General features: G+C 69.3%; 24 protein-coding genes and 2 pseudogenes. 12 read left to right on the top strand and 14 right to left on the bottom strand.

What is annotated here, in order from left to right; genetic code table 11:
- Positions 1 to 9 precede the first annotated feature (9 nt).
- The gene (locus BG482_RS03540; protein WP_069767332.1) at positions 10 to 450 is read left to right on the top strand and encodes a hypothetical protein; all 441 of its coding nucleotides are present in this window, start codon (positions 10 to 12) and stop codon (positions 448 to 450) included.
- 250 nt (positions 451 to 700) lie between these two features.
- Here BG482_RS03540 and BG482_RS03535 read toward each other — a convergent pair whose 3' ends face one another.
- From BG482_RS03535 to BG482_RS03525, 3 genes are all read right to left on the bottom strand, one after another.
- Positions 701 to 1,231: a DUF6584 family protein gene (locus tag BG482_RS03535; protein WP_069767331.1), complete on the bottom strand. Its 531-nt coding sequence runs from the start codon at positions 1,229 to 1,231 to the stop codon at positions 701 to 703.
- A gap of 362 nt (positions 1,232 to 1,593) precedes the next feature.
- Positions 1,594 to 2,859 (bottom strand): MFS transporter, encoded by a 1,266-nt coding sequence (locus BG482_RS03530; RefSeq protein WP_256096237.1) that lies wholly within the window; start codon positions 2,857 to 2,859, stop codon positions 1,594 to 1,596.
- A 17-nt stretch (positions 2,860 to 2,876) separates the two neighbouring features.
- Positions 2,877 to 3,416 carry a transcriptional regulator gene (locus BG482_RS03525; protein ID WP_069767329.1) on the bottom strand — a complete coding sequence of 180 codons (540 nt, stop codon included), beginning with the start codon at positions 3,414 to 3,416 and terminating at the stop codon, positions 2,877 to 2,879.
- A 348-nt stretch (positions 3,417 to 3,764) separates the two neighbouring features.
- Between BG482_RS03525 and BG482_RS03520 the strand changes: the two genes are divergently transcribed.
- Positions 3,765 to 6,788 carry an RICIN domain-containing protein gene (locus BG482_RS03520; protein WP_069767328.1) on the top strand — a complete coding sequence of 1,008 codons (3,024 nt, stop codon included), beginning with the start codon at positions 3,765 to 3,767 and terminating at the stop codon, positions 6,786 to 6,788.
- A 181-nt stretch (positions 6,789 to 6,969) separates the two neighbouring features.
- Here the strand turns inward: BG482_RS03520 and BG482_RS03515 are convergent, their stop codons facing one another.
- Entirely contained in the window at positions 6,970 to 7,323 is a 354-nt protein-coding gene (locus BG482_RS03515) for a hypothetical protein (protein ID WP_141746540.1), read from the bottom strand.
- Positions 7,324 to 8,084: 761 nt separating this feature from the next.
- Between BG482_RS03515 and BG482_RS03510 the strand changes: the two genes are divergently transcribed.
- Positions 8,085 to 8,399 (top strand): hypothetical protein, encoded by a 315-nt coding sequence (locus BG482_RS03510; protein ID WP_069767326.1) that lies wholly within the window; start codon positions 8,085 to 8,087, stop codon positions 8,397 to 8,399.
- Positions 8,400 to 8,686: 287 nt separating this feature from the next.
- On the opposite strand, the gene BG482_RS03505 is transcribed toward BG482_RS03510, so the two are convergent.
- Together BG482_RS03505 and BG482_RS03500 are read right to left on the bottom strand one after the other, a co-directional pair.
- A complete protein-coding gene (locus BG482_RS03505) occupies positions 8,687 to 9,211 on the bottom strand; it encodes a transposase (protein ID WP_256096236.1) in 525 nt (174 codons plus the stop codon).
- Positions 9,212 to 9,727: 516 nt separating this feature from the next.
- A complete protein-coding gene (locus tag BG482_RS03500) occupies positions 9,728 to 10,513 on the bottom strand; it encodes an AraC family transcriptional regulator (protein ID WP_069767325.1) in 786 nt (261 codons plus the stop codon).
- A 92-nt stretch (positions 10,514 to 10,605) separates the two neighbouring features.
- On the opposite strand from BG482_RS03500, the gene BG482_RS03495 reads away from it, so the two are divergent.
- The 3 genes and pseudogenes from BG482_RS03495 to BG482_RS03485 all read left to right on the top strand — a co-directional run.
- On the top strand, positions 10,606 to 11,535 hold the full coding sequence (locus BG482_RS03495; protein ID WP_069767324.1) for an NmrA/HSCARG family protein: 930 nt from the start codon (positions 10,606 to 10,608) through the stop codon (positions 11,533 to 11,535).
- A 114-nt stretch (positions 11,536 to 11,649) separates the two neighbouring features.
- Positions 11,650 to 12,549, top strand: a complete 900-nt coding sequence (locus tag BG482_RS03490) for an NADP-dependent oxidoreductase (RefSeq protein ID WP_069767323.1) — start codon at positions 11,650 to 11,652, stop codon at positions 12,547 to 12,549.
- Between the two features lie 65 nt (positions 12,550 to 12,614).
- Positions 12,615 to 12,884 (top strand): annotated as a pseudogene (locus BG482_RS03485) (transposase); the annotation flags it as partial.
- A 24-nt stretch (positions 12,885 to 12,908) separates the two neighbouring features.
- Here the strand turns inward: BG482_RS03485 and BG482_RS03480 are convergent.
- The 5 genes from BG482_RS03480 to BG482_RS03460 form a co-directional block, all read right to left on the bottom strand.
- Positions 12,909 to 14,159 carry a HEAT repeat domain-containing protein gene (locus tag BG482_RS03480; RefSeq protein ID WP_069767322.1) on the bottom strand — a complete coding sequence of 417 codons (1,251 nt, stop codon included), beginning with the start codon at positions 14,157 to 14,159 and terminating at the stop codon, positions 12,909 to 12,911.
- A gap of 263 nt (positions 14,160 to 14,422) precedes the next feature.
- Complete coding sequence (locus tag BG482_RS03475; protein WP_069767371.1) at positions 14,423 to 15,823, bottom strand: S41 family peptidase; 1,401 nt, start codon at positions 15,821 to 15,823, stop codon at positions 14,423 to 14,425.
- Positions 15,824 to 16,498: 675 nt separating this feature from the next.
- On the bottom strand, positions 16,499 to 17,056 hold the full coding sequence (locus BG482_RS03470; protein ID WP_069767321.1) for a hypothetical protein: 558 nt from the start codon (positions 17,054 to 17,056) through the stop codon (positions 16,499 to 16,501).
- A 542-nt stretch (positions 17,057 to 17,598) separates the two neighbouring features.
- Positions 17,599 to 17,820: a hypothetical protein gene (locus BG482_RS03465; RefSeq protein WP_069767320.1), complete on the bottom strand. Its 222-nt coding sequence runs from the start codon at positions 17,818 to 17,820 to the stop codon at positions 17,599 to 17,601.
- A 361-nt stretch (positions 17,821 to 18,181) separates the two neighbouring features.
- Positions 18,182 to 18,760 (bottom strand): TetR/AcrR family transcriptional regulator, encoded by a 579-nt coding sequence (locus BG482_RS03460; RefSeq protein WP_069767319.1) that lies wholly within the window; start codon positions 18,758 to 18,760, stop codon positions 18,182 to 18,184.
- An 89-nt stretch (positions 18,761 to 18,849) separates the two neighbouring features.
- Between BG482_RS03460 and BG482_RS03455 the strand changes: the two are divergent.
- Both BG482_RS03455 and BG482_RS03450 read left to right on the top strand, forming a co-directional pair.
- Positions 18,850 to 19,052, top strand: a pseudogene (locus tag BG482_RS03455) (DUF1772 domain-containing protein); the annotation flags it as partial.
- A gap of 241 nt (positions 19,053 to 19,293) precedes the next feature.
- A complete protein-coding gene (locus tag BG482_RS03450) occupies positions 19,294 to 19,719 on the top strand; it encodes a DUF4267 domain-containing protein (protein ID WP_069767317.1) in 426 nt (141 codons plus the stop codon).
- Between the two features lie 262 nt (positions 19,720 to 19,981).
- Here BG482_RS03450 and BG482_RS03445 read toward each other — a convergent pair whose 3' ends face one another.
- Positions 19,982 to 20,578: a hypothetical protein gene (locus BG482_RS03445; RefSeq protein ID WP_256096235.1), complete on the bottom strand. Its 597-nt coding sequence runs from the start codon at positions 20,576 to 20,578 to the stop codon at positions 19,982 to 19,984.
- A gap of 104 nt (positions 20,579 to 20,682) precedes the next feature.
- Complete coding sequence (locus BG482_RS03440; RefSeq protein ID WP_069767316.1) at positions 20,683 to 21,693, bottom strand: AraC family transcriptional regulator; 1,011 nt, start codon at positions 21,691 to 21,693, stop codon at positions 20,683 to 20,685.
- Between the two features lie 605 nt (positions 21,694 to 22,298).
- Between BG482_RS03440 and BG482_RS03435 the strand changes: the two genes are divergently transcribed.
- The 4 genes from BG482_RS03435 to BG482_RS03420 all read left to right on the top strand — a co-directional run bounded on the left by BG482_RS03435 (position 22,299) and on the right by BG482_RS03420 (position 25,543).
- Positions 22,299 to 22,826 carry a Pycsar system effector family protein gene (locus BG482_RS03435; protein ID WP_176741301.1) on the top strand — a complete coding sequence of 176 codons (528 nt, stop codon included), beginning with the start codon at positions 22,299 to 22,301 and terminating at the stop codon, positions 22,824 to 22,826.
- Positions 22,827 to 23,036: 210 nt separating this feature from the next.
- A complete protein-coding gene (locus BG482_RS03430; RefSeq protein WP_256096244.1) occupies positions 23,037 to 23,405 on the top strand; it encodes a hypothetical protein in 369 nt (122 codons plus the stop codon).
- Between the two features lie 345 nt (positions 23,406 to 23,750).
- Positions 23,751 to 24,113, top strand: coding sequence for a MarR family transcriptional regulator (locus BG482_RS03425; RefSeq protein WP_069767314.1), 363 nt, complete (start codon positions 23,751 to 23,753; stop codon positions 24,111 to 24,113).
- The gene (locus BG482_RS03420; RefSeq protein ID WP_069767313.1) at positions 24,110 to 25,543 is read left to right on the top strand and encodes an MFS transporter; all 1,434 of its coding nucleotides are present in this window, start codon (positions 24,110 to 24,112) and stop codon (positions 25,541 to 25,543) included. Before BG482_RS03425 ends, BG482_RS03420 begins: the two co-directional genes overlap by 4 nt.
- A gap of 58 nt (positions 25,544 to 25,601) precedes the next feature.
- Here BG482_RS03420 and BG482_RS43735 read toward each other — a convergent pair whose 3' ends face one another.
- Positions 25,602 to 25,925 (bottom strand): hypothetical protein, encoded by a 324-nt coding sequence (locus tag BG482_RS43735; protein ID WP_176741291.1) that lies wholly within the window; start codon positions 25,923 to 25,925, stop codon positions 25,602 to 25,604.
- Positions 25,926 to 25,961 lie beyond the last annotated feature (36 nt).

Below are 25,961 nucleotides of genomic sequence, written 5' to 3'. Positions count from 1 at the left end.
TTTGCTCGGATGAGTCTCCTTGATGATGTGGCTGAGCGCGACGGCTGGCGCTGCTGGGTGTGCGATGAACCGGTCGACCCCGACAAGTCGGTGAACGACCCGCGGGGGCCCAGCGTCGACAGCCGGACCGCCGACCGGAAGGCCAAGGTCGCCGAGCGGCTCGCGCACCGCGGGTGCAACACCCGCAAGGGCGCGGTCAAAGTGGTCATCGCCTGGCCGGACCGCCTGTACGTGATCGAACCCGCGCCGCTGATCACCGTTGCCGCGCGGCTGGAACGCAAGGGCGGCCGCGAGATGGTGGGCCGTTGTCCGACCAGACAGGACGCCCAGGAAACGGCGGATTGGCTGGTGGACAGGTTCTCCCGACTGGTACCGGGCCTGCCGGTTACCGCCGACATCGAGGCGGGCGGCGGCCAGTTCCTCGTCGTCCTGTCCACCGGCCGCCGCTGACCGGGGATCACCGGTGCACACTCGCGCTGAGGTGAACCGTCGGCTGACATCGACCTGCCCTGGCGCGAGCTGACCCCCACGGGCGTCGGGGGCTGCGACTCGGTCCCCATGCCCATGGTGGGCAGCTGAAGCATGCGGCACGAGCCGTCGACGGAGGTCGCACTCATCGCCAGGCGTCCCGCTCACGGCAGGACCCGGCGTACCGCCGAACCTTGAGCGGCGCTCTCCACCGGCCCTTCGGCGACCTGGGTCAGTCGAAGAGGGCAACGACTCCCGTCACCCAGATCGCCACGAACGCAAGGGCCCCCACCAGGCAGCCGACGCCTGCCAGCACACCGCCGACCGTCCACGGCCCGGAGGGCGCCGCCCCGTCCTTCTCCTCCAGGTCGTCCCGGTAGGAGGCGGGGTCGTCCCAGCCGACGGGGTGCCCCAGCTCCTCGGCACAGGCAGTCCGCACCGTGACCAGCTGCTTCTCCGCGAAGGAGGTGGCAGCCATCGCCTCGGGGCCGCGCCAGTCAAGGGCCTTCATCCGCCACGCGGGAGACCCGTACCGCGCCTCGAAGGCGGCGGTCTCGTCGACGTTGCGGTCCTCTTCGAGGTACATCCAGCGTCCGGCCTCGGCGGCGTCGCCGTAGAGCCGGTACACCTCGGCCAGACGCCGACGGAGCGTCAGGTCGTACGGAAAGGACGAGACGAGACCTCGCAGACGCTGGCGCGCGACAGGAACGCGGCCGGCGGCCAGATCTGCATCGACTCGGGCAAGGGTCTCACTCAGGGGCATGAACGCATGATCGTGTACCGCACTGATCCACGTCGACCTGGTTTGCCGCTGGGCCTTGCCGCTCTCAACGGCATCGACTGAATCCCACTGAGACGGGACACCGCCCCTTACGGCAGCCCTTGGCTCCGCTGCCTGGCCGGCCTCTTCCCGTCTACGGGCTTCCCGGGCGACCGTGTCATGGTCAGAGCGCCGGCCCGGAGCGCAGTCGCGAGCCCGGCCACCATGCGCTCGTGATCCCTGTGCCGATCCAGCCCGTCGGGCCACTCGTTGCCGCCCGTGGAGGCCAGGCGCCCGAAGCTCCAGGGCCGAGGCGAGGAGACGTCGAGCTGGGCTCGCCACGGGCCCGACGTCCTCGCCGAACCCTAACTGGCACTCGTCTGCACGGGATTCCGGGATTCCGGGTGTTCTGGATCATCGGCCGGGGCGGCGGCACGCAGCGCGGCCTCAACCCTGCGGTTGCTGGTCATCGTCGCCGTGACGGCAGTCATGGTGAGGAGGAGGCCGGCGGCGGTGTAAAGCGGGGTGCGTACGTCGTAGGTGGTGGCCAGCCAGCCGCCGAGGAAGGCGCCGAACGGGGCGGCGCACATGGCGAGCATGCGGGAGGTGGAGGCGACCCTGCCCATCAGGTGGGCGGGGACGATCGCCTGTCGGAGGGAGGGGCCGAGCACCATCGTGGCGCCCATGCCCGCTCCGCAGACGGCGAGCGCGAGGCCGGCTACGTACGGGTTCGGGGCGGAGGCAAGGCCCAGGATGGCCAGCCCCTCGACTGCGGCCGTGCAGGTCAGTGCGGTGCCGGTGCCGAGTCGCCGGCCGAGGAAAGAGGCGATGCCCGCGCCGAGCAGACCGCCGGTGGCCTCCGCCGTGAGCAGTAGGCCGAAGCCGAAGGTGCCGATGCCGAGACGATCGTGCGCGAAGAGGGCGAGCACGGTCTCCACGGCGAGGAAGGCGATGTTCCCGACCGCCGGACGCAGCGCGAGCCCGAGCAGCAGCCGATCCTGGAACACGTACGAGGCGCCGGCCCGCGCCTGCCGCAGCAGCGACTCGCGGGCCTGCGGTACGGGTCGGGGTGCGGCAGGCAGCGACCGTACGAGGAGCGCGGAGACGGCGAACGACACCGCGTCTGCGAGCAACGGAAACGCCTGCCCGAGCGAGAGCAGGGCACTGCCCGCAGGCGGGCCCGCGAAGCCGGAAGCGGCGGTCTGGGCGCCGCGCAGACGGGAGTTGGCGCGCTCCAGGAGCGCGGGATCGCGGCCGAGCAGATCTGGCAGATAGGCCGTGGCGGCCGTGTCGAAGAAGAGTCCGCCGAGGCCGAGCAGGAAGGCGACGGCCGCGAGCAGGGGAATGCTCAGTACCTCGAGCGCGGCCGCTGCCGCCGGTATCGCGAGCAGCACCGCACGTGCAGCGTCCGTGACCCACATCGTGCGCCGACGGTCCCAGCGGTCCACCAGCGCACCGCCGAGCACCCCGAAGAGCAGCCATGGCAGTGTTCCGGCGGCCGTGACGACGGCGAGTGCCATCGGATCCCGCGTCAGCGTCAACGCGAGCAGCGGCAGCGCGGCATGCGACACCCCGTCACCGAGCGAGGACACCGTCTGCGCAGTCCACAGCCGTCCGAAGACGGTAGGCAACTTCCTGACAGTCGAGGTCACTTGGCGCCCCCTTCCGCCTGGTCGCGCGGTGCCGGGTGGAACAGTGCGAAGACGAGTGACGCGTCCGGCAGCGACGGATCGGACAGTTCCCGGTACTCGTCCGCCAGTGCCTGCAACCGCGCCCCCAACTGCGCGAAGTGCTCCTCGGTGAGCCGCAGATGCGCCATCCGTACGTGTCGCTCGCCTTCCGCCGGCGCCGCCTCCAGGTCCGCCACCGCATGCCGCATCAGCACATCCGGCCCTCCCTCGCCCGGATCCGGCAGCACGATCGCCCGCGCGGCCATTGCGTAGTACCGCTCGGTGACCCCCCGGACCTTTCGCGTGCGTACCACCTTCACCAGGCCGGCCCGTTCGAGCAGTCGTACGTGGTAGCTGGAACTCCCCTTCGCCATGCCCACTCGCTCGGCGATCTGTGTGATCGTCGCGGGCTCGAAGCGGAGCACGGCCATGATCCGGTGACGCGTGAGGTTGGAAACGGCGCGGAGCTGCTCGTCAGTGGTGACGTGGAACGTCTCGGGGAGATCGTCGGTAGGCATGCCCCCAATGGTCAACGTTTCTTGACCATTGCGCAAGGGGGTTTCGCACCCGTGTCAGGAGTCTTGACGCGTCCCGCTGCGCGCACTTAACGTCTGCCCGACCCTACGAACGACGTTCGAAGGGTCGAACAAGTGAATCCATCAGGTCCCCGGCCTCGCCCACACCACCTGGACCTCTTCCCGTCGCGCAGCCGTCCGGGCCGCTACCTCCGCCACCTCCGCCACCACGCCCACGAACTCCGACTCGAACGCAGCCGTCGGCGTCCCCCCTGCCCGAGTACCGCACCGCCCCGCACGCACCGCCCCGCACCCCGACCGCCGCATGAGTGCCCAACGGAGGACACCTCGATGCGTTACCGGCTCAGCTTCAGCAACCGCCTGGTGGCCGCAGTGTGCGGCTCGATGCTGTCCACGACCCTGTTGACCGTAGGGCCTGGGGCCACTGCCGCCCAGGCGGCCGACGACCCCAACGCGGTCGCCCTCGACAAGGACGCGATCCTCGCCGCCAACCAGCTCGACGAGCCGCAGTGGTACAAGGACAACATCCCCTTCGTCGACACCCCCGACAACGACATCGACGACGTCTACTACTACCGGTGGAGCACCTACAAGCGGGCCCTCCGCTACACCGTGCCGGGCACCGGCTACGTGTCGACCGAGTACGACGTGCCCATCGGCTACGCCGGGAACCCGTACACCGCGCTCCCGGACGCGACCGGCTACCACCTGCTGGACGGGCGCTGGCTGCACAACCAGGACTACGCCGGTGACTACCTGGACTTCTGGCTGCGTGGTGCGGGCAACCCGGGCGCCCGCAACTTCAGCGAATGGATCACGAGCGCCGCGTACCAGCGTTATCTCGCCACCGGGGACGCGGCGCAGATCAAGTCGGCGCTTCCCCACCTCATCGCGCTGTACCAGCGGTGGGATTCGAACTTCACCGACGACATCACGGTGAACGGCACCCAGTCGACCAGCGACCTGTACCACCAGACGCCGGTGTCCGACGCCACGGAGTACACCGAGACGTCGATGCACAGCAGCAACTGGTTCGGCGGCGGAGCGGGTTACCGGCCCACGGTCAACGCGTACATGTTCAGCGCCGCCCAGGCGATCAGCAAGATCGCCGCCATGACCGGTGACAGCGCGACCGCGACCCAGTACAGCGACAAGGCCGCCGCCCTCAAGTCCGCCGTCCAGAACTCGCTCTGGGACCCGCAGCGCAACTTCTTCATGCAGGTCTACAACACGGACAGCACCAACGGCACGCTGAAGCAGACCAGAACGACCTGGCGGGAGCTGATGGGCTACGCCCCCTGGGCGTTCAACCTGCCCGACGCCCAGTACTCCTCGGCGTGGAAGTACCTGACGGACGCCAAGCGGTTCAAGGCGCCGTTCGGGCCCACGACCCTGGAGCGGGTGCACGACTTCGAAGCTGAGCAGGCCACCCGCAACCACGCCAACCTGTTCAGCTCGTCGACGGCCTCCAACGGCCAGTACGTCGGGCAGATCGACTTCGACGACAGTGACGTCACCTTCACCGTCGACGCGCCCGGCGCCGGTACGTACCCGGTGACCGTGTACTACGCCAACGGCACCACCGGCACGTCGACCCACAAGCTCGTCGTCAACGACGACACCGCCAACCCGATCACGGTCAGCTACGCCCCCACCGGCGCCTGGCAGAAGTTCTCGGAGTCGCAGGCCGTCACCGTGCAGGTCCCGATGAAGGCCGGGGCCAACACGCTGAAGTTCGCCAAGGGCACGAGCTTCGCCGAGCTCGACCGGATCACGGCGAACCCGTACTTCAACTACCAGGCGATACCCGCCGTGCAGAAGCACGACGACGCCAACTGCTGCCACTGGGACGGCCCGAGCTGGCCCTTCCAGACGAGCCAGGTCCTCACCGGCATGGCGAACCTGCTCCAGGACTACCCGGCGCAGAGCTACGTCACCAAGGCCGACTACGCGGCCATGCTCGCCCAGTTCGCCGACCTCCAGCACAAGGACGGCAAGCCCTACATCGCCGAGGCCGCCAACGGCGACACCGGCGACTGGATCTACGACGGAACCAACTTCAGCGAGAACTACAACCACTCCAGCTTCAACGACCTGGTGCTCACCGGTCTGCTGGGCATCAAGCCGCAGGCGGACAACACGCTGGTGCTGAAGCCGCTGATCCCGTCGAGCTGGGACTATTTCGCGGTGGAGAGCCTGCCCTACCACGGACACACCTACTCGATCCGCTGGGACAAGGACGGCACCCACTACGGCAAGGGCAGCGGCCTGCAGATCTTCCAGGACGGCCGGCGCATCCTCCAGTCCGCGACCGCCGGTGACACCACCGTCAACGTGGCCGCCCCGGTCACCCCGACGCAGCCCGCGCGGATGATGAACGTGGCGGCGAACCCGCTGACCGCCGAGCAGGACTGGCTGGGCCGCGCCATCACCCAGCCCTTCCCGAAGGCCTTCGCCTCCTACACCAACACCATCTCCAACGGCCCGCACTGCCACAGCGGGCAGGCCTGCAAGCCCACCACGTTCGACGCCCCGCTACGGGCCACCGACGGCTGGATCCGCTACGACAAGACGCCCGACGACCGGTGGACCAACTCCGGCTCGCCGAACGCCACCGACCACCTCGGCGTCGACTTCGGCGCGCCGCGGAAGATCAACGAGGTGAAGTTCTACACCTACGACGACGGCACGAACATCCGCGTCCCGGCGAGCTACTCCGTGCAGTACCTCGACAACGGCTCGTGGGTGAACGTCCCGAACCAGACCAGGAGCCCGGCCACGCCGGTGGCCGACAACGCCAACGAGGTGACGTTCCCGACGATCACCACCTCCCAGTTCCGGGTCGTCTTCACTCCGCAGGCCGGCAAGTTCGTCGGTGTCACGGAGCTGGAGTCCTGGTACCCGGAGACCCCGGCCGTGAAGATCGTCAACAAGAACAGCAACCTGGAGCTCGGCATCGCCGGCTCGTCGATCAACGCCGGTGGCGCCGCCCAGCAGCAGACGGCCGACACCACCCCCAACCACCAGTGGAAGATCGTCCCCGCAGAGGACGGCTACTACAAGATCTTCAACGCCAACAGCGGCCAGGTCCTCGGCATCAGCGGCGCCTCCAGGACGGCCGGCGCGGTCGCACTGCAGTGGGGCGACAACCTCACCTCCGACCACCTCTGGTCGGTGGTGGACGCGGGCGGCGGCTACTGCAAGATCGTCAACAAGAACAGCGGCCTGGTCCTGGGCGTCCAGAGCATGTCGACCGCGTCCGGGGCCCCGGCCCTGCAGTGGGACGACAACGGCACCGCCGACCATCTCTGGCGCATCGTCACAGACGACGGATCCAAACCGTTCAACTCCTGACTCCTGACTCCTGGCTCCTGACCCGTGCTCGCCGTCGCCTACCCGCCGCAGCGACCGACAGCGTGATCGTCAGGTTCGGCCCGGTCCGGGGCTTCACCTCGCCGCCATCCTCAGCTGGACAGCCGCTTGACCGCTGAAGCACCTTGCCCGCGAGGATGGTGTCTACGGGCGCGGGGAAACCCTAGATTTTTGGCCCGGGGTTCCTGGGCTGCCCTCCCATTCGGTGGTCGCTCCAGTCGATTCCGTCGTCATGATCCTTGCTGAACGCGAGCCCGAAGAACCCGAGAAGGGGAGCTGCGATGAGGATTGCTCCGCACAGGCTGCCGATCGCCACGTACGCCACGGCGGCGATGACGGCCCAGAACAGGATGTCGCAGATGATCCGCGCCCACAGCGGGAACGGAGCGCGCCACGCGTGGTAGCGACGGTACATGCGCACCAACTTGCCGGACGCGCGCTTGGATCGGCCGGCGTCTCTCCCGTCCGACCTCGCCGAATGGCCGTTGCCGTGCGGACGTCCATTTTCCTTGCGCATAGGTCTCCTTGTCATTCGGGAAGGTGACGGATCATCCAGTGATCGAGATCCGGGCAGGAGCGGAACGAAGAGCCGGTGTGGCTGTCAGGAGCTGCGACGGGGCGCCTGTGCCCTGCGCTTCTGCGTCGCTGCTGACCTCGTGCTGCTATTCCTGCACCAGCCCGACCGGGCAGACATTCGCGGCCCGCTGTATTTCGCCACGTAGCCCACACGATCGCCCTGCGCCCGCATCCCGGAGCACCAGCTGCAGTGCAGACGTCACGTGCTCCGGGTCCGGTAGTGCGCGACCACGATCAGTCACCGTGCTTCCCCCCGGCGCCACCCCTCGGCAGTAGACCGACACCGTACTTGAACGAGTCGCGTGAACAGGGACTTTCGCTGCATACAGCCGGGTTTGCCATTGCCGTGACAGGAGGGGGCTCAAAAGGTTGCGATTCTGTTGTCCTGGGCGCAAATGCTCGCTCAGTCACACTCTCTGCCCGCCATCGCGGCGTCCTGGCTTCAATGCCACACCGCCCTGCGGTTCGGCCCACGCCAGAACGAACAACATCCTCGACTCGCCGTCTTCGCCCGATCCCACGTCGTCTGGCAACTGGACGACCTGCAGACCCCCCTTGCTCGCCTCGGCGTCTTGCCTCTGGGTAACACCGGCTCCAGGTCGGGTCCCTGCGTATCCGTCAGGTCTTCACGTGCCATCCGGTGATCACCATGGACCGTGATCTACTTGTGGACACAGCGCCGATGAACGAGGACCCGAGGTCATGACCAACCACTGTTGCGAGGCGATGAGCCGCCGCCTGAACGTGGACTGCGATCAGCACAGCGACCCCTTCGCCTGCCCGGACTCGCTGATCAAGTTCAGCGCCAGGTTCCAGGAGTACGGGCTGATCATCCACGATGGCGGCACATCGAGCGTCGTCATCGACTTCTGCCCCTGGTGCGGACGGCGTCTCCCCGAATCGCAGCGGGACCGATGGTTCGACGAACTGGAACGCCGCGGGATCGATCCCTGGGAGGACGAAATCCCAGCCGAGTTCCAGGACGACCGCTGGATTTCCACCCAGTACCGGGACTGACAACCCAACAGCTCCTCAAACCACTCCCGTCCACGCCCTTGCGAGTTCATGCTTGGACAGCGGTGGCACGTGGGCACCGGTGCCAAGCGGCAAGCTTGTCTTCGTCGATCGACTCCTGACCACGTTGGTCCACCTCCGTCATGGCGCCGCCCTCGACGTGCTGGCCGTGCTGGTTCGGTGCGAACGCTCCACCACCGGCGCGCGCGACCGGTGAAAAAAATAGGGCCACTGCTGCGAAAATTCCGCGAGCGCCACTCCACCGTCATCAAAGTCTGAACTAGCAACGGCTACAGGACCAAAACCGTGGAACAAGCGGCCTGTCTTGCTATCGACCTCGAAATAGTCCAACGCGCCGGACGGCCACGGTAGATGTCATGGTCGTAGCCCCGGTCAGCGAACAGCGAGTCCGGTTTGCGTCGGGGACGGCCGATGCGGCCGCGGACCGGTGGGATCGCGTCGAGCAGTGGCAGCAGTTGCGTGACGTCGTTGCGGTTGCCGCCGGTCAGCAGGACCGCGAGCTGGGTGCCGTGGTCGTCGGTGATCAGATGGTGCTTCGAGCCGGCCCGGCTCCGGTCGACCGGCGAGGGGCCCGTGTGAATCCCCTTTTTAGCGCCCTGACGTGGGAGGAATCGACCACGCACCTTGATCAGTCCAGCCCGGGAGGCCGCATTCAACTCGGCCAGCAGGACTTCGTGCAGCCGCTGCCACACTTCGGCCTCGTTCCAGTCCGTCAGCCGTCGCCGGCACGTCATGCCCCACCCGAAGCCGAGGTTCTGCGGCAGGTACTCCCACTGGATCCCCGTATGCAGCACGTACAAGATCCCGCACAGGACAGCACATCCCGGTCCGGCAACGGCCTGCGGCCGGGATACCGGAACCTGCGCTCACGCTGCGGCAGCAGCGGTTCCACGCGGTCCCACAACTCATCCTTTGCACCGAGGCCAGGGCCTGGAGTCCCGTGTGAAGCGGCCTCCGAGGAGGTACGTCGCGGCCTGACAATCCAGGACTCAGGCATGTTCGGGCTGAGCATGGTGACGCCCACCCGTAGGCCAACGCCGCGCCGACTGAGCGCGCCCATGTACTGCGAGACCAGGTCCCGCACCTGGGCGTAGGTCAGTCGTCGGTCGCCCGCGACGAACGCCTCCGACGAGCTGTGCCGGGTCAGCGACTGGACGATAGGGTCGCTCAGGGTCGCACCGGCCGATGCCGGCGATGCCGGCGAGGAGCTCTGGGTGGTGACGGAGGGAGTCACCCTTGCAGCGTGGGCACCCGCACCATTGGGCTGCCACCGATGTTCCGCCAGGAACTACGGCTACCCCGCCAACCTCTCACCCATGGGAGCTGTGGGAGGAGCGAGCCGACGAGCGATAGCGGCCGGGTGTCTGACCGACCAGCTCGGTGAAGGCGTCGATGAAGCTGCTGGGGTTCGACCAGCCCAGCCGGGTCGCCGTGTCGGTGACCGAGGCACCGTCGCTGAGCTCGATCAGCGCCCGTTGGGTGCGCAGCAGGGTGCGCCACTGGTGGAAGCTCATCGACAGCTCGCTGCCGAACAGCCGGCTCAGGGTGCGTTCGCTGGTGCCGGTGCGGTGGCCTAGCTGTGCCAGGGTCGCCGAGCTTGCTGGGTCCACGTGGAGCAGGTCGGTGACCGCCTTGAGACGCCGGTCGCTCGGCTCCGGGAGGCGCATCGGCTCCTGTGCGGCGCGGGCGAGCTCGGCGAGTACGACGTCGATCAGCAGCCGCGCACGGGGGCTCTCCAGCGGCTCGCCCTCGCTCATCAGCGCCAGATAGGCCTCGCGCAGCAACGCGCTCGCCACGAAGACCGACGGCTCGGCCGACAGCTGTCCGGTCAGCGCCACGGGCAGCGACAGCACCCGGATGTCCGTCTCGCCGTACGCCTTGCTGCCGTGCACCGCGAAAGGCGGCACCCACATGATCCGACTGGCCGGCGCCACCCAGGTGCCCACCTGGGTCACCGTGACCAGGGCCCCCCGCGCGGCATAGCGGAGCTGGCCGTAGTCGTGGAAGTGCGCGGCCACGTCGGCGCCATGGGCCAGCGGCGCCGACAACGGCGCATCGTCGGTGCAGAAGGTCGGCTCGCCGCTGGGGTCGGACACGCGATCTAGGCTACCCGCCACTGGCGGGTTATCGGGAGAACCTGGCGGGATACCGGTGGTGCGCCTGGCACCGCAGACCACATCGTGGAGACATGTCACAACAGATCAAACTCGAGGACGCCGTGCCCGCGTCGTCCTCCCCCACCGCCACACAGACGACCGGCACGATCGCAGTCTTCGGCGCGACGGGGCGACAGGGCGGGGCGGTGGTCGACGCGCTACTGGACCGCAGGGCACGGGTGCGGGCTTTGGTCCGCAACCCGCAGTCCGACCGGGCTCAGGCGCTGGCCGCCCGCGGCGTCGAGCTGGCGGCCATCCGGACCGACGACCCGGCGTCGCTGGCCACCGCGCTGACGGCGGTCGAGGCGTTCTACTTCATGACCCCGGAGGCGAACAGCCTCGAAGAAGTCGAGGCGGAGATCCGCGTCGGTACCTCGCTCGTCGACGCGGCGGTCGCGGCACGCGTCCCGCACGTCGTGTTCAACTCGGTCATCGGAGCGGACCGGGAGAGGGGTGTGCCGCACCACGACTCCAAACACTGGATCGAGGAGCACCTGAAGAAGTCCGGCCTGCGGGCCGCGATGGTTCGCCCGGCCCCCTTCATGGAGGTGATGGCACCGAGCCTGGAGCACGGAGAGATCGTGCTGAGGCTGCCTATGCCGGAGGACGCTGCCCTGAAGATGATCTCGATCAGGGACATCGGCCGGGTCGCCGCCGCGCTCCTGCTCGACACCGCGGAGGCGCCCGGCGGAGCCGTCGAGCTCGTCGGTGACGAGCTGACAGGCCCCCAGATCGCCGCGGCCTTCGGCGCGCACGCCGGACTCCCGGCACGGTACGAGGCCCTGCCGTTGAGCGTGCTGCCCAGCGACCTCGACAAGGCGATGTTCCGCCAGTTCGCGGAGGCGGCGGAATACCCGTCGGACCTCGCGGTGGTGCGCTCGATCGAGCCGGCCACCCTGGACCTGGTCGAGTGGATCCGATCCACCGGCTGGACCGCGCCCACAAACATGGCTGGTTCCTGAGCCTCCAGCCGCGATGAACGGCCCCGCCGGAACTTGTCGAAGTGCCGGTGCGGCCGCCGCAGGTCCAGGCCAAGGTTGATCTTTCACCTAGAGCGACGAGAATTGGAGCAGGACATGAAGGCGATCACCTACACCGAGTTCGGCGGCCCGGAAGTCCTCCGCCTCGAAGAGGTCGACGTGCCGCACGCCGGACCCGGGCAGGTGCTGCTGAAGGTCGTGGCGGCAGGGGTCAACCCGCTCGACTCCAAGATCCGCAACGGGTGGAGGCCGCAAATCGCCCCGCCGTTCCCGGTGATCCCCGGCGTGGAGGCGGCCGGCGTCGTCGAGGAGGTCGGCGAAGGCGTGACCGGCGTCGCGGTGGGCGACGAGGTCCTGGGCTGGACCGTCACCGGCGCATACGCCGAGCGCGCGCTGGCCGTCGACTTCGGCCCGAAGCCCGCGGACCTCGACTGGGACCTCGCCGCGGCACTGCCCGTCGCCGTCGAGACCTCGGTCCGCGTGCTCGACGCTCTCGGCGTCGGGGAAGGCGACGCGCTCCTGCTGCACGGAGCCGCGGGTGTGGCCGGCGCCGTCGGTGTTCAGTTCGCGGTCGCCCGCGGCGCCACGGTCATCGGCACCGCCTCCCCCGGCAACCACGGCTACCTGCGCTCGCTGGGCGCGATCCCGGTCGCCTACGGCGCCGGCCTCGCCGACCGGGTCCGCGAGGCCGCGCCGCGGGGCATCGACGCCGTGTACGACGCCGCGGGGGCGGGCGACCTGGAGGTGTCGATCGACCTGCGCGGCGGCACCGACCGGATCATCACCATCGCCGATCCGAAGGCCGCCGAGCTCGGTATCACCTTCTCCGGCCCGGGCGCCCCGTTCGGTTCCCGCCTCGGCGAGTACGCCCGCCTCGCAGCCGACGGCAAGCTCACGGTGCGCATCGCGCAGAGCCTTCCGCTGGAGGACGCCGCGAAGGCGCAGGAGCTGAGCGCGAGCGGTCACGCCGCCGGGAAGCTCATCCTGCGGCCGTAGCTCAGTCACCGGCCGGCTGGGGAGGCACAACGGCAGCGCACCGGCCGGTCGTCACGGTCCTGGCGAACCCACGACGCAAGCCGGACTCGCTGTTCGCTGACCGGGGCTACGACCATGACATCTACCGTGACCAGGTCCGCGCCCGGGGCATCGTGCCCGCGATCGCCAGACGCGGCACCCTGCACGGCACGGGACCAGGCACCTACCGCTGGGTCGTGGAGAGGAGTTTCGCGTGGCTGCACGGCTTCCACCGTCTGCGCATCCGATGGGAACGCAGGGCCGACATCCATGAAGCGTTCCTCAAACTCGCCTGCTGTCTCATCACTCACCGATGACTCGGCTCATTGTGTCAGCCCTTGTTAGCTGAGCACTGCCGCCGCCCGCAGCAGCCGGATCGCGGCGACCCGCTGGTGGCGCGGACGATCCTCGGCCAGGAGAGCGTGCAGCAGCCCTTGCGGCACGCGGTCGGCCCACGGCAGCAGAGCCGCGGTCGCCTGCTGGACCACTGCCGCCGACGCGTCGTCCCAAAGCGGTTGCAGGTCGTCGATGCGCACCGCCTCCAACGCCCGAAGTCCCGCCACCGCGCAGGCGCGGACCCGGGGAACTGGGTGGGCGAGCAGTGCCCGGACCAGGTCCACGTCCTCGCGAGCTCCGCACTCACCGAGTCCCACCGCGGCGGCGGGCCGGATCGCGGGGTCAGCGCACAGTGCGCGATACAGGGGTGTCGGGTCAGTGCCTCCCTGACGTAGCACCCACCGGGCGCACGCCCGCACCACGGCCGAGCGGTCGGTGAGATACGGCTCGGCGTCGGCATGCCGCCCGACCCGGCGCAGCGCGGTCACCCCCGCCGACCTGATCCGGGGCTGCCGGGACGCGAGCAGCGGCACCACGACTTCGGTGAACTCGTCGAAGGCGCCCACGCCCAGGGCGGCCACGGCCGCTTCAGCGCACAGGTTCTGCACGACGACGTCGCGGTGGCGGGCGGCGGTCTCAGCCAGCCGCACCACGGGAAGCAACTGCCGCTCGACGGCGATCCGGTGCGCAAGGCGGGCGGTGGGCCGGTCGCTGCTGTCGAGCAGTGCCTCGGCTTGCGCGGCCGGACCCGAGCACAGCGCCCGGGTCAGCAACTCCTGGGCGAAGCCGCCCCGGGGGCGCCGGCCCACCCGCAGGATCAGCGCGGCGTGCGCGGCCAGCCGATGCGGGGGCGTCTCGGCCAGAAGCACACGAGCCCGTTCACGCACCGGCCCCGCCCAGTCCGCGCAGCGGACCACGACCAGCCCGAGCAGCGCCGGTCGCTCCTCGGTATGGTCCAGGGCGGTCTCGCGGATCCGGCCGTCTGGGTGGCAGAGGGCGAGGGCGAGTTCGCCGTCACCGGGCTCATGCAGCCAGGCGACGGTGGGCGGCGATGGATCCGGGCCCCACTTCATCCGGCGCCCGGACGGCGAGGCGTTCGAGTGGAACAACTCCGGCTGTCGCGCTGCCAGTTCACGCACCCCGAGGTCAAGGCCGATCCAGGAGCCCGGGTCCGTCACATCGAGCGCCTGGTTCAGAGCCACTCCGGCGGCCAGCCGTCCGACGGCTTCGTACGACTCGTCCTCACTGGTCAACATGGGTGAAGCCTAAAAGCCGTCCAGGGCAGTTCGTTGTGTGAGGCGCAAGACGGCGGTGGACACGGGCCCGGCATCGACTACGCCGACGTGCGTGGATTCACCATCCGTTGTCCCTCCGAGCACTTCCTGCCGGAGCGATCGATGCTTCGTGCTGTGTGTGGATGTGAGCCCTCAGACCATCCGCGTAGGCGGTGGTTTGCACAGCACTCAACCTCGTTCGCTCGATGCTTGGTGGAACGGTCACTCGCTCGGCGGCACCCGCGTCAGGTCGTGGACCCGTCATAACGCCGCAGGACGTTCAGAGCTCTGTCGAAGGCCGAGTCCCTTCCCTCGTCGAACTCCTCCTCGGTGAAGACCGGCTCAGTGAGGTGCGGCGGAACACCGGTGCCGTCGAAGGTCCTGCCCGAGTGTGTCAGGAACTCCTCGTTCGGCAGCCATGCCGACATGCCGTTGGGGAGACGGCGCAGCATGACGTCCGAGAAGACACCCTGTGTGGGCTGCCCGATCCGGACCGTCCTACCGGGCCGGTCCATCAGGGCCTGAGTGAAGGTCTCACCCGCGCTGACGGTCGAGCCGCCGGTCAGCACGGCGACCGGCCCGGCGTAACGAGGGCCTTGGGCAGGCGTGACGTACACGGGCTGGGGGTGCGTGTGCCGGGTGGCATCGGCAGGGTCGTTGCGGGCCCGCTTGGAGTAGGCCAGGTAGGGGGTGTCGGTGAGGCGCTGGGCGATCTGGATTCCCAACGCGTCGGAGCCGCCGCCATTGATTCGCAGGTCGATGATCAGACCCTTCAGTCGCCAGGTGCGCTCCTGGCTGAGGATCGTATCCAGCGCCCTGTCGAGCTCGGCCAACTGGGCGGCGTAGGGAGCGCCGTTGCCCGCGTATCCGCCGAAGCCGGAGATCCGCAGGTAGCCCTGTCCGCCGGGGAGGTCGGCGTAGGTGATCCGCCCGTTGGCGAAGTCCTGGAGGTTCCGGGCGTTCTTGAGGTCACGCGCCACGGTGAACTTCTTCACCTTGGTGTCCAACCCCTCGGTGGGCACGACGGTGCCGGGGCGACCCTGTGCGAAGACGCGATCGCCGTCCTGAACGGCAACGTGGGCGTCGTAGAGCGGCTTGACCATCTCGCTGAACACGGCGTAGAGCTCGTCCCTCGTTGTCCCAGCGTGTACTTGGGGACGGTATTGGTCGCGTACGGCGTGCCAATCGATGCCCTTGGCGGAAAAGAAGGGGTAGTTCTCCTCGAAGGACTGCCAGAAGACGTCAAAGGCAGCGCGCGGACCCTTGGAGGCCGGACGCGTGCAGGCCTCGGGCAATTCCGGGATCCGGCGCAGGTGCCGGTCGCCGACGGAACCGTCCACCTGTAGGGACGCGCGGTCGCGGCCTCCGTGGGCACGCACAGTGAGGACAGTGCCGTCGGGCATGGTGTAGGTGCCGGGGCCGGTCCGCCGCGCGGAATCGCCCTTGAGACAGCTGACGGCGGTGGTCTGGTACTCCTGGAAAATTCCGTTCCGGATGGATAGGACTGTGCCGTAGCCGTCCATGCGCCAGATCCCGGCGGTGGTCTGCTGGTGAGCGGTGGCGGTGGCGGTGGCGGTGGCGGTGGCGGCTGGCGCGGCTTGGCCGGCGAGGGTCAGGGCGGCGGCGATGGCCGTGACAATGCGCACGATCTTGCCTTCTCTGTAGGCGACTTGCACGGGACAGCTCTACGGTTGCCGACACGGCATTCATCGGGCCATCCAGGTGTCCGGTTGATCGGTGGTGGGGCCAGCCCCCCACTGTCATAAGTCGACTCCGGCGTCCAATAGCCACGCCGCACGTCAAGAACAGGTTTCAACGACCGCAAGTCGAAGCTGAACCGCGAGTCGGAGGACACCGTCGAGGCGACCGCACGATAAGTCGGCAGGACCGGTGACGGCGTTCTCAGCGGCACTCAGCAAGGGATCGGTGTACGCCGGGGATCGCCGTCAGGGAGAGCCGCCGCCGTCGATGACCAGGTCGCTGCCGACCATGCAAGCGGCATCCGGCGAGGCCGGAGACAGCACGGCTGCCTCGGCCTCGGCGGTGGGGGAGACCGGCTCCGGGGGTAACGTGCCCTTGACTCGGGGGGCGATCGGGGCCGGTCTCACCCGGCCGTAGCCACCCGCGCTGTCTGCCCCGCGTCCCCACGGCTACGTGATCACGAGAGCGGCGACCGGATGCCCGGGTGTATGCGGCTCCAGCGTGGGGGGCCGGCTGCGGGGCGTACGGAATGAAAGGGGCCCGCACACCCTGAGGTGGACGAGCCCCGTCGCGCGACACATGCTCTTGCGCAGGCATCTGGTCACGCAACACCTGCGTGATTACACGGCGGCTTTCTTGGCGCCGGAGAACGCCGCGAACGCGCCGATGGCGAGGAACAGGAAGGTCATCGGGTCGGCGGTCTCGTTCCAGCCCTTGGTCAGCACGTCGAAGTGCTCGGTGAACAGCGAGGTCGCCGAGACGCCGAGATCGTCAGCGCCGATCATCGCGATGCCGATGAGCTGGCCGAGGTAGACCGCACCCAGCGACAGCACGGCGCTCAGCACGGGGAGTACCGGGTTCGTGCCACCGACCTTGCCCGCCGCGAAACCGATGAGGAAGCCGACGCCGACGGCCGCGTAGCCGATCTCGTACTCGGTCGCGCCGACGATCCCGCCGTAGACGCCGGCGGTGACCAGGGCCACGACGACGGCGACCACCAGCCCCAGAGCCACGTTGCCGCGGGCCGGCACGGCCGCGGGCGCGAATGGGGCCGTGGGAGGAACGGCGGCACCGGGCTGCTGGGCGTAAGGGTTGCCGTCGGCGGCAAGCGGGACGGCGGCGGTGGACTGCTGGGCGAACGGATTACCCTCGGACGGCGGCTGAGTCGGCTGGGTCATGGCAGAGTCCCCCCACGGGCTGATGCAACGAGTGGCTTGATCTGTGCGCACGAGTGTGCGACAAGACGCCGAAGACTAGCAGTCGTGGCGACCCTCTTCACCGGGGTTTACGCACGTGCTTCCGCGTGGCGGCCGGGCGTCGTGTTCGCGCCCAAGTCTGAGAGGAGCGAAGGGAGTCGGCGCGGCAGACCGAGGAGTGATGCCCGGCCTCCTTTTGCGTAGTTCGGCCTGTATTACCAGGGCGACGGGGTCATGTGATGGCGCCTGTGATGTCCGGACAGGCGAAGTCTTGCCGACTCCGATGCCGCTTGTGCCGCTTGAACGTTGATGTGCTGGCTCGGGCGAGGGCGAGGGCGAGGGCGACTGCGGACTGAGAGGGGCGCGTAGTGCGGTCGGGTACGCGGGAGGTGGGGGCGGGGCAGGGGGTGAGTCAGGGCGCACGATCGCCTCCACAGTCCGTCCCGCATCCGCCCGCGCTTCTGATCGGGGTCAACCTTTCAGCGTGGCCGCACAGTTCGGAGATCCGGCGCTGATTGGTCTGGTCAGAACAGCTCGTCCTGCACCACGAGGGCGGTGCGAGGCCTGGTGCGCCGGTTCGGTTGCCGGGCGGGCGGCTCATGACCGAAGAGGGGGAGCGTGCCGTACTCGTCGGGTTCGGCGGGCACGGGGGTGGGGCCTGTCGCCACGTTGAGACGCAGCGGGACCTCCCGGTCGAAGTCCGCCGGCGTCATCGCCGGCCACTCACGATCCTGACGTCCACTCATCGGCCCTCCTCCTCCCTGCATCATCTCCTACCCCTGTCCCTCGGCCGGCACGCCCAGACGGTGATCAAGGACTCGTGCGGCCGGACGTCCGCCGAGGTCATCCGGAATGCCATCCTGCTCCCACCACACCCCCGGCCGAGGCCCGCACAGCCGCCCGGGGGCGAGGCGATGGCGTTGCGAACGGCTGGGCACTGCGCCAAGTCCTGCTGTGCCAGGGGGAAAAGCGCAGCCGCGCGACAGTGGGCGGTTGATCGTGTGTCAGCGCTCGACGTCCAACCCAGAAGAACACCTGACGGTCGACCTCTTCAGGACGAGGAAGGCCGACCGCGGGTGTCGGCTGCGCGCCCGCCGGGGTGTCGCGTCAGACGATGGCGAGCCGGTCCACCAACAACTCCACCCTCCACTCGGCGTCCTGCCGTGGCAGCCGTCCCGCCCGGGTCAGGGTCGCCAGCCCGTGCAGAGCCGCCCAGAACACCTCGGTGAACAGCCCTGGGTGGACGCCGTCCCCGGCGACCTCGCCCAGGCTTTCCAGCAATGCGGCGAAGGCGTCCTTCAGTTGCTCCGGGGTGTCGTCCTGCGCGTACGCCAGGCCGCCGTCGAGCTGGAACAGGGCGTCGTAGACCGCCGGGTTGCGCTCGGCGAAGTCCAGGTAGCCGCGGGCCAGGGCGGCGACCCGCGCGCGCGGACCGTCCGCGGTGGCGGCCGCGGCCCGCACCGCGACGGCCAGCTCGGTGGCGCCCTCCAGGGCGACGGCGCCGATGATCTCGCGTTTGCCGCGGAAGTGGCTGTAGAGGACGGGCTGGCTGTATTCGATGCGCTCGGCGAGCCGGCGGGTGGTGACGGCGTCCCACCCCTGGTGCTCGGCGAGTTCACGGGCCGTCGCCACGATGAGGCGCTCGCGCTCCGCCCGTTCGCGGGCCTTGCGTTCTTGTACCGACATGATTCGATCCTAGCATCGCTAGACAATCAAGCGGCAGTAGTACTAGCGTTGCATCAGCACCTAGCGACGCTAGTAGCCGGGAGGGCGCCATGGTCAACGCATGCAAGGTCGTCACCACCGTGGACGTCGGCGTGATGGTGGGGGTGGGGGTGGAGTTGTCCGTCGTCTTCGTCATCGGCCCGATCCTCGACGCGCTCCCCGAGAACAGCGGCCAACTCGGCCGCGCGCACGGAGACCGGTCGCAGGGCGCCGTGTGCCGTTCCGGTACATCGCCTCCTTCGCCCTGCCGGCCACCGCCCTGACCTGAGCCCCGGACTGGCGCCGCGCAGGCGCACAGTCCCCGCTCCCCGTACGTCAGCGGGGCCACCGAAAGCCCCGGCACCCGGGACGCAGTCGTCGCGGATTTCACAGCTGCGATCCCGGCAGACCACGCTCCTCGATCAGTCGCGTCAACGGGCCTGCTCCGGCCCCCCGTGACTCGGCAGGCTCCACGAAGCTCACCAAGCTGAAGCAGACTCCTGGAGAGAAGAACAATGTCGCTGAAGAAGTTCAACACCGTCCTCGCCGCCGCCTTCATCCTCTTCATCCTCTGGTTCGGGACGGAGTTCATCCTGAGCCCGGAGACGACGGCGCCGGGCTTCGGCCTGCCGAGCTGGCCATCCGGCGACGGCGGCGGCTTCCTGATCGTCAAGGGGATCCGCGACGTCGTCTTGGCCCTGGTCCTGGGCGTCCTCCTGGTGACGGGCCACCGCCGTGCGCTGGGCTGGGTGCTGCTGGTGGAGGCCATGGCCGCGTACGGCGACATGGCCACGGTGCTGGCCCACCACGGCTCCGCGGCGACCGCGCTCGGCGTCCACTGCCTGACCGCGACACTGATGGTGCTCAACGGCCTGCTGATCATGCGCGAAACCCGCAAGGCCGCGGCCGCTCCGACAACGCCCGCCCCGCAGCCCGCCTGAGAAGAAGCTACGTCTGGGCCTGCATGACAAGCGCTGGCGATGGGCGCCGGTACGCCGGTACGCCGGTACACCCGTGCAGAGGAGCCGTGCGTGGTGGTCGTATGCGGGGGAGGGGCCGCGTGAGCACCCCGGGGCGCCGATCGAAGCGATCTGCGCCCCTTGCCATCGCCTGGTCTGATGAATCACCCGCGGAGTCAGACAAGAGCCGGCCTGCAATGATCGCGTGGAACGGCGTAGTGGCGGTCCTCGATTTGCCGTGGAGTCAGTCCAGGCCGTTCGCCCATGTCGTCAGCGCCGCGAAGTCGTCCGCGGCGAGGCCGCATCGAGGGTCGACCCGGTGCAGTAGGGCGGGACCATCGTGGTGGTCCTTCACCCAGGTGCGATCCGGCTCCGTGATCTCGTCGTCGATCCAGGCGAACGCCCGGCCCTTGGCCCACGCGACGATCTCCGGCGTCTTCCACAACACACCGCCGCCGGGTACGGCCCGCGGTGTGGACCAGGCAATGAAGGGCAGCTCGGGCAGTCCCAGAACCGGCGCGATGAAAGCGTTGGCGTCCTCCTCCCACGTCGTTGCCCACACCAAGTCGAAGGGAAGCGCACGCAATGCCGGGCCGTGATCGGCGTTGAGCCACACGCGCAACGGTTTCACCGGCTTTCTCGGCAGCCCCCACGCAGTCAGCCGACGCCGCTCGGCGGCCTCCCAGCGAGGCGTCAGCAGTCGGTGCGTCGCATAGCCCTCAGGTCGTCGGTGCGCCTTCGCGGCATACGGATTCAGTGGTCCGTCCACGTCCACCAACAACGCTGGTCGCAACAGCTCCCCCCCTTGGTCCTGCATCTGGTCCTGCATCTGGTCCTGCATCGCACGGTACTCGCCGACGCCGATGGTGAGACCGCTCGGCGGAATCCCGGCAGGTGACGAACTCGGGTTGTCCCCCGCTGCCTCCGGATGCGTTGTCGCTGCGCTTACCCCGGTTCCCCCGACCGCGGCGCGGCCCCCGTCTGTTCCCGTACCCGGTACTCCGTGGGCGACATGCCGTACGCGCCGCGGAAGGCACGTGTGAAATCGGAGGCGCGGACCATGCCCCAGCGGGTCGCGATGGTATGGACGGGTGTAGAGCTGAGGTGGGGGTCGGCAAGGTCGCGGCGGGCGCCTTCGAGGCGCTGGGCGCGGATCCAAGCCGCGACCGTCTCGCCGCGGGCGTCCTCTTGGAAGAGCTGGTGGAGGTAGCTCAGCGAGATGTGGTGCGCGGCGGCTACCACCGGTGGGGTCAGCTCCGGGTCGTGCAGGTTCTGGCGGATGAACGCCCGGATGCGCGTCGTCAGAGCCTGTCGGCGGGTCTCCGGCGTCAGCGTATCCTCCGCCTCCAGTACCTGGGCGAACCAGGCCGACAGCAGGTCGATCAGCACGCTGCCGAGACGGGGTGCATCGGACGGCTGAAGGACGTCGGCCTGCTGTTCCAGCCCGGTGAGGAACCCCGTCAGCAGGGCGCCCACCCCTTCCCGCCCCGACAGCCGCCGCCCCAGCAGCCGTTGGACACGGGCGGCCGGGAGTGGCAACAACGCCTTGGGAAAGTCCACGCCCACCCCTGTGAGCACTTGACGGCCGAGGCCGGCCGGCACATGCACTTCGTACGGCCGCGCCGTGTCGCTCACCCACAGATCGCGCGGACCGTATGCCTCGGCTCGCCCCACATGCTCGAAGCCCAGTCCGCCGCCGAGCACCAGCGACAGGTGGTACATCTCCGGATCGGACCGCCGCACCAGCTTCTCGGTACGACGGAACCCCGTCGGCAGGTGCGACGTCGGCCACGCCAGCACCGGCCCCAGCTCCAACAGCCGCTGCCGCGCCCAGAAGTCTCCCGCGAACCGGCTGCTCATGTGGCTGGGGGCGATCGCCTGGTGCATCAACTCGCACCAGTATTCGAACCGGTGCTCCTTCGGTACGTCGTCGCTCTGGAAGACCGTTCCGATCACGCCGGAGCCAGCCCTGAGCGGCGTACGGGACGCACTGCGCCCGGACGGCGGGGAGGAGGAAGAGCTGAGACCCGGGGGCGTTCGTGAACTCGAGGGCGGGCCGCGCACGGCGGCCTGACACCGACGTCACGCACGTCCGCAGCGAAGTCCACGACGGCGACCCCGGCCGCCTGTTCGCAGATGCCGACCACGACGGAGAACACTGACTCCGCTCCTCCCTCGGAGTTCCAGTACGACAACCGATCACCTCCACGATACGGTCCGCCATTATTGATCACCGAAGCGATGTGGGGTCGGATCGCGCTGCTGATGCCGACTGATCGGCGGTGAGCCGGCCGTCGCCGAACCTCGAGGCGATGGCGGACGACGGAAGCGCCTGGACTTTGCGTCAGTGGCCTGTCGGCGATGAAGGAGCCGCCGGTTCGTCCGGCTCCGCGCATGATCGCCCGGGCAGTTCCCAGCCGCCCGGAAGTGGGTATGCCTGCAGGAGCACACGACATGGGGACACGCCGACCGGGCTGCGGACATCGCGGGCCGGGCCCGGCGACGTTCGTGAGGGGGCACCCGACGATGATCTGCCGAGCTTCTCACCGGCGGGAAAACTGATGTCCCGATCGAGCGGAGAGAGCCCCGAGACCGAGGAGAAGGCCGTGGAGACGGCCTGGCGGATTCACGCGGCAGTCGGGGACTGGACGGCCCGGGTCGATGCCAAGGCCTCGTTCGCGCTGACTCTCGAATCGGCCGCCGTGGCCGGGATCATCGCACTCTCCGGGAGCGGCAACGTCTTCGCCGACCCGCATGGTTGGGCATCCCGTTGCCTGTTGTGGGCCGGCGTCACGCTCATCCTGATCGCGGCGGTGTTCGCGGTGCTCGTCGTCGCCCCCCGTCTTCGCGCCCCCGGCATCCAGGCCGAGGCCGCCGAGAACTTCATCTACTTCGGCCACCTGATGCACCGTGAGGCGACCGACCTGGCGGAGTCCCTGAGGCGCACCGATGCCCTGCTCCCCGTGCTCAGCCGTCAGCTCGTCGTCATGAGCAAGATCGCCTGGAGCAAGCACCGCCACGTCCAGATGTCGCTCGCCTTCTTCGCGTTCGGCTTGGCTCTCGTGGCCGTCGCCGCAGTACTCGCCTGACCCGACGACGATGACCGCTCCCTCCCCGACACGACCGGCCACCCCCGCGGGAGCCGACTGAATGAGGGTGGCGCGCTCTCACCCGAGACGGCTGATCCGCCCGGGAATCCCTTTGCGCGACCCGGCAGGCCGCCCCTAGCCTGCACGCGCACAGGAATCGTGCGTCGGGGAAGCGCGCCAGATGAATGAGGAGCAACCGCCGTGGGAACCATGGTCGCGGTCAGGGGCTGGCTGCAGTGTGACGACGGACAGCTGGCCCAGATCAAGGAGATCGTGGAAGCAGACGATCCGAGGCGCACCTACAGCGGGGGCTGGGCCTTCCCCGCTCGGCAGTACAACGCCGTCAACTGGGTCTTCTACGGGGGTGACATCCGCGCGGTGTCCCTCGCCTGGTTCGAGGAGAGGCTGCGTCAGATCGCCCGGATCCCGGCCTCCGACCAGGATGACGAGTATGACGACAGACCCCGGGGGCTGTTTCTGGTCAGCCATGACGTCGACGGCATGAGCGAGTGGAGGGTCTGCAACGGCGGCCTGGTGATCAGGATCCCGGACGGTGACTACCACTACCTCGACGCCTAGTCCAGACCGTGTCCTGCGGATCGGCGCGAAGCCCAACAGCCGGTCGCGCGGCAGCCGTCGGCGAGCCGGTCGCGGAAGTCGGACAGGACGCTGTGGTGGAAGGCCGGGGTCTGCCGGCTCCAGGCCGAGGGCGTACGTGAAGTCGATGCGGCAGCGCACCGCGACGTCACCGGCTCTCAGCGGTCGAGGCCGCCCGCGCAGACCACCCATATACATAAACCATGAATATAAATACGCTATGCTTCTGGCATGAGTCGTCAAGACACCGCACCTGGCGCGTCCGCCGCCATCGGGGCAGCCCTCTACGGCCTGGCGACCAGGGCCGCGAGACGCCTGCCCCGGGACATGAGCCTGACGTCCGCCGCCACCCTGGCCACCCTGGACCGGACCGGCCCGCGGCGCATCACCGATCTGGCCGCGGTCGAGGGCGTCACCCAGCCCGCGATGACCGCCCTGGTCCGGGTGATGGAGGCGTCCGGCCTGGTCGAGCGGCGGGGTGACGCGTCCGACAAGCGGGTCACACTGGTGTGCCTGACCGAGGCGGGCGCCTCCTACGTCCGGACGCGGCGCCAAGCGGGCGTCCACGCGTTCGAGCGGTTGATCGGCGAGCTCACCGGCGACGAGGTGGAGGCGCTGGTGGCGGCCCTTCCCGCGCTGAAGCATCTGGCAGAGCTCGAAAGCCAGGACCGCGAAGGGCCGAAGCAGTGACCGGGCAGCCGGTCGGCGGGGCCACGGTGAAGGCGTTTCCTGGGGCGCGTGCCGAGGCGCGGCTGCTGGTCCCCGCCCTGATGTTCATCGCTCTGGTCGTGGCGGCGGTCGCCAGCCTCGGGACGCCGCTCATCACCAGCGTGGCGACCTCGTTCCACGTCTCGCTCGGCAGCGCGCAGTGGACGCTGACCGTCGCGCTGCTCAGCGGCGCCGTCGCCACGCCGGTCCTGGGCCGGCTCGGAGCCGGTCCGCACCGGCGGGCCACGGTCCTCGCCACGCTGGCGGTCGTCGTCGCCGGCAGCGCGCTCACCGTGCTGCCGCTGCCGTTCGCGTGGCTGCTGGCCGGCAGGGCGGCCCAGGGCGTGGGGCTCGGGCTGACGGCGCTGATGATGGGCGTGGCCCGGGACCATCTCCCCGAGGAGCGCAGCGCGGCCGTGATCGCCCTGATCTCGGTGGTCTCGATCATCGGGGCCGGCGTCGGCTACCCGCTGGCCGCACTGCTCGCCGAGCTCGGCGGGGTACGGGCCGCGTACGGCCTCGGTCTGGTCGTCACCGCCGCCGCCCTGCTGACCGCGTGGCGCTCCATGCCCGAAGCGCCCGAAGGCCGCTCCGCCCACGTGGACGTGGCAGGCGCGGTCGTCCTGGCCGCTGCGCTGCTCCTGGTGCTGTTCCTCGCCGGTGAACGGAATCTGTGGAGCCGGCACCTCGCCCTGGCGGCGGGCCTCGCCGTCTTCGCGGTGGTGCTGCTCTGCGTCTGGGCCGTCATCGAGCTGCGCAGCACGATGCCCCTGGTCGATGTGCGGGCGGTGCGGCACCCGGCGGTCGCCGGGGCGAACCTCGCCATGTTCGTCGGCGGGATCGGCATGTACCTCCTGCTCACGCTCATCACCCGGTACGCGCAGACGCCGCACGGCGCCGGCTATGGCTTCGGGCTGACTACCTTCGTCGCCGGGCTGGTCCTCATCCCGTTCTCGGTCCTGGGGTTCGTCGCCGGCAAGCTCACGCCGCGGGTCCGGACGCGGATCGCCGACCCCATGCTCCTGGCCGGCAGCGCCGTCGTGGTCGGCGGCGGGTTCGCCCTGTTCGCGGCGGCCCGGTCGGACCTGGCCGAACTGTTCGCGGCGATGGGCGTGCTCGGCTTCGGCGTCGGCGGCTTCTCGGCCGCGATGCCCGGCGTCATCCTGGCCGTCACTCCCAAGAGCGAGACGTCGAGCGCCATGAGCTTCAACTACGTCGTCCGCAGCGTCGGATACTCCTTGGGCAGCGCCGTCGGCGGCCTGATCCTCGCCGCGGGCACCGGCCCCGGCCACCTCTTCCCCGACGACAGCGCCTACACGACCGCGGCGCTGGTCGGCATCGGCGCCATGGCGATCACGACGCTGACAAGCCTCGCTCTCGCCCGCCGACGCTCGTCCGAGACCAACCCGTAGATCAGAGCACTCACCTCCCCAACCGGAACCGGATGTTCCATGCCCAAGGGCTACTGGGTCAGCGTCTACCGGATCGGCGGCCCGCTCTTCCACGGCAAGAAAGTGGCCCGTCCGCGCCCTGGTGGTGCAGATGTGCGGCGAGGTTCCAGGTCTGGGTGCGCAGCGGGTCGTAGCCGGAGCCGCCGATGGTGGCTGATGTCGTGTCCCCGGCCACCGCCGTGAAGTCGTGCCGGATGAAGAAGTTGTGAACGGAGTCGTGCTGTTCCTGCTGGGACGTGCCCTGATGAAGATCGGCGAGGACGCCCTGCCCGAGCCTCCGGGCGGGGCCGCGTGGCTTGCGGGCAGCGCCCGCATGGTATCCCCGGCGGCTGGCCGAGGTCATGGAAGCGTTGCAGGTGCTGGCCCGCAACCTCACGCC

Source organism: Streptomyces sp. LUP30 (genome assembly GCF_001746365.1).
In the GTDB taxonomy this organism is placed as follows: domain Bacteria; phylum Actinomycetota; class Actinomycetes; order Streptomycetales; family Streptomycetaceae; genus Streptomyces.
The sequence above is the reverse complement of the archived record's forward strand: the minus strand, read 5'-3'. Positions and strand labels throughout refer to the sequence as shown.

Coding starts and splice junctions, on each gene's coding strand:
- BG482_RS03425 (WP_069767314.1), top strand. CDS start 23,751: ATGAGCCTGACGTCCGCCGCCACCCTGGCCACCCTGGACCGGACCGGC.
- BG482_RS03435 (WP_176741301.1), top strand. CDS start 22,299: ATGTCCCGATCGAGCGGAGAGAGCCCCGAGACCGAGGAGAAGGCCGTG.
- BG482_RS03460 (WP_069767319.1), bottom strand. CDS start 18,760: ATGTCGGTACAAGAACGCAAGGCCCGCGAACGGGCGGAGCGCGAGCGC.
- BG482_RS03535 (WP_069767331.1), bottom strand. CDS start 1,231: ATGCCCCTGAGTGAGACCCTTGCCCGAGTCGATGCAGATCTGGCCGCC.
- BG482_RS03515 (WP_141746540.1), bottom strand. CDS start 7,323: ATGCGCAAGGAAAATGGACGTCCGCACGGCAACGGCCATTCGGCGAGG.
- BG482_RS03540 (WP_069767332.1), top strand. CDS start 10: ATGAGTCTCCTTGATGATGTGGCTGAGCGCGACGGCTGGCGCTGCTGG.
- BG482_RS03520 (WP_069767328.1), top strand. CDS start 3,765: ATGCGTTACCGGCTCAGCTTCAGCAACCGCCTGGTGGCCGCAGTGTGC.
- BG482_RS03490 (WP_069767323.1), top strand. CDS start 11,650: ATGAAGGCGATCACCTACACCGAGTTCGGCGGCCCGGAAGTCCTCCGC.
- BG482_RS43735 (WP_176741291.1), bottom strand. CDS start 25,925: ATGACCTCGGCCAGCCGCCGGGGATACCATGCGGGCGCTGCCCGCAAG.
- BG482_RS03510 (WP_069767326.1), top strand. CDS start 8,085: ATGACCAACCACTGTTGCGAGGCGATGAGCCGCCGCCTGAACGTGGAC.
- BG482_RS03445 (WP_256096235.1), bottom strand. CDS start 20,578: ATGCAGGACCAGATGCAGGACCAGATGCAGGACCAAGGGGGGGAGCTG.
- BG482_RS03525 (WP_069767329.1), bottom strand. CDS start 3,416: ATGCCTACCGACGATCTCCCCGAGACGTTCCACGTCACCACTGACGAG.
- BG482_RS03480 (WP_069767322.1), bottom strand. CDS start 14,159: ATGTTGACCAGTGAGGACGAGTCGTACGAAGCCGTCGGACGGCTGGCC.
- BG482_RS03430 (WP_256096244.1), top strand. CDS start 23,037: ATGGTCGCGGTCAGGGGCTGGCTGCAGTGTGACGACGGACAGCTGGCC.
- BG482_RS03450 (WP_069767317.1), top strand. CDS start 19,294: ATGTCGCTGAAGAAGTTCAACACCGTCCTCGCCGCCGCCTTCATCCTC.
- BG482_RS03465 (WP_069767320.1), bottom strand. CDS start 17,820: ATGAGTGGACGTCAGGATCGTGAGTGGCCGGCGATGACGCCGGCGGAC.
- BG482_RS03470 (WP_069767321.1), bottom strand. CDS start 17,056: ATGACCCAGCCGACTCAGCCGCCGTCCGAGGGTAATCCGTTCGCCCAG.
- BG482_RS03495 (WP_069767324.1), top strand. CDS start 10,606: ATGTCACAACAGATCAAACTCGAGGACGCCGTGCCCGCGTCGTCCTCC.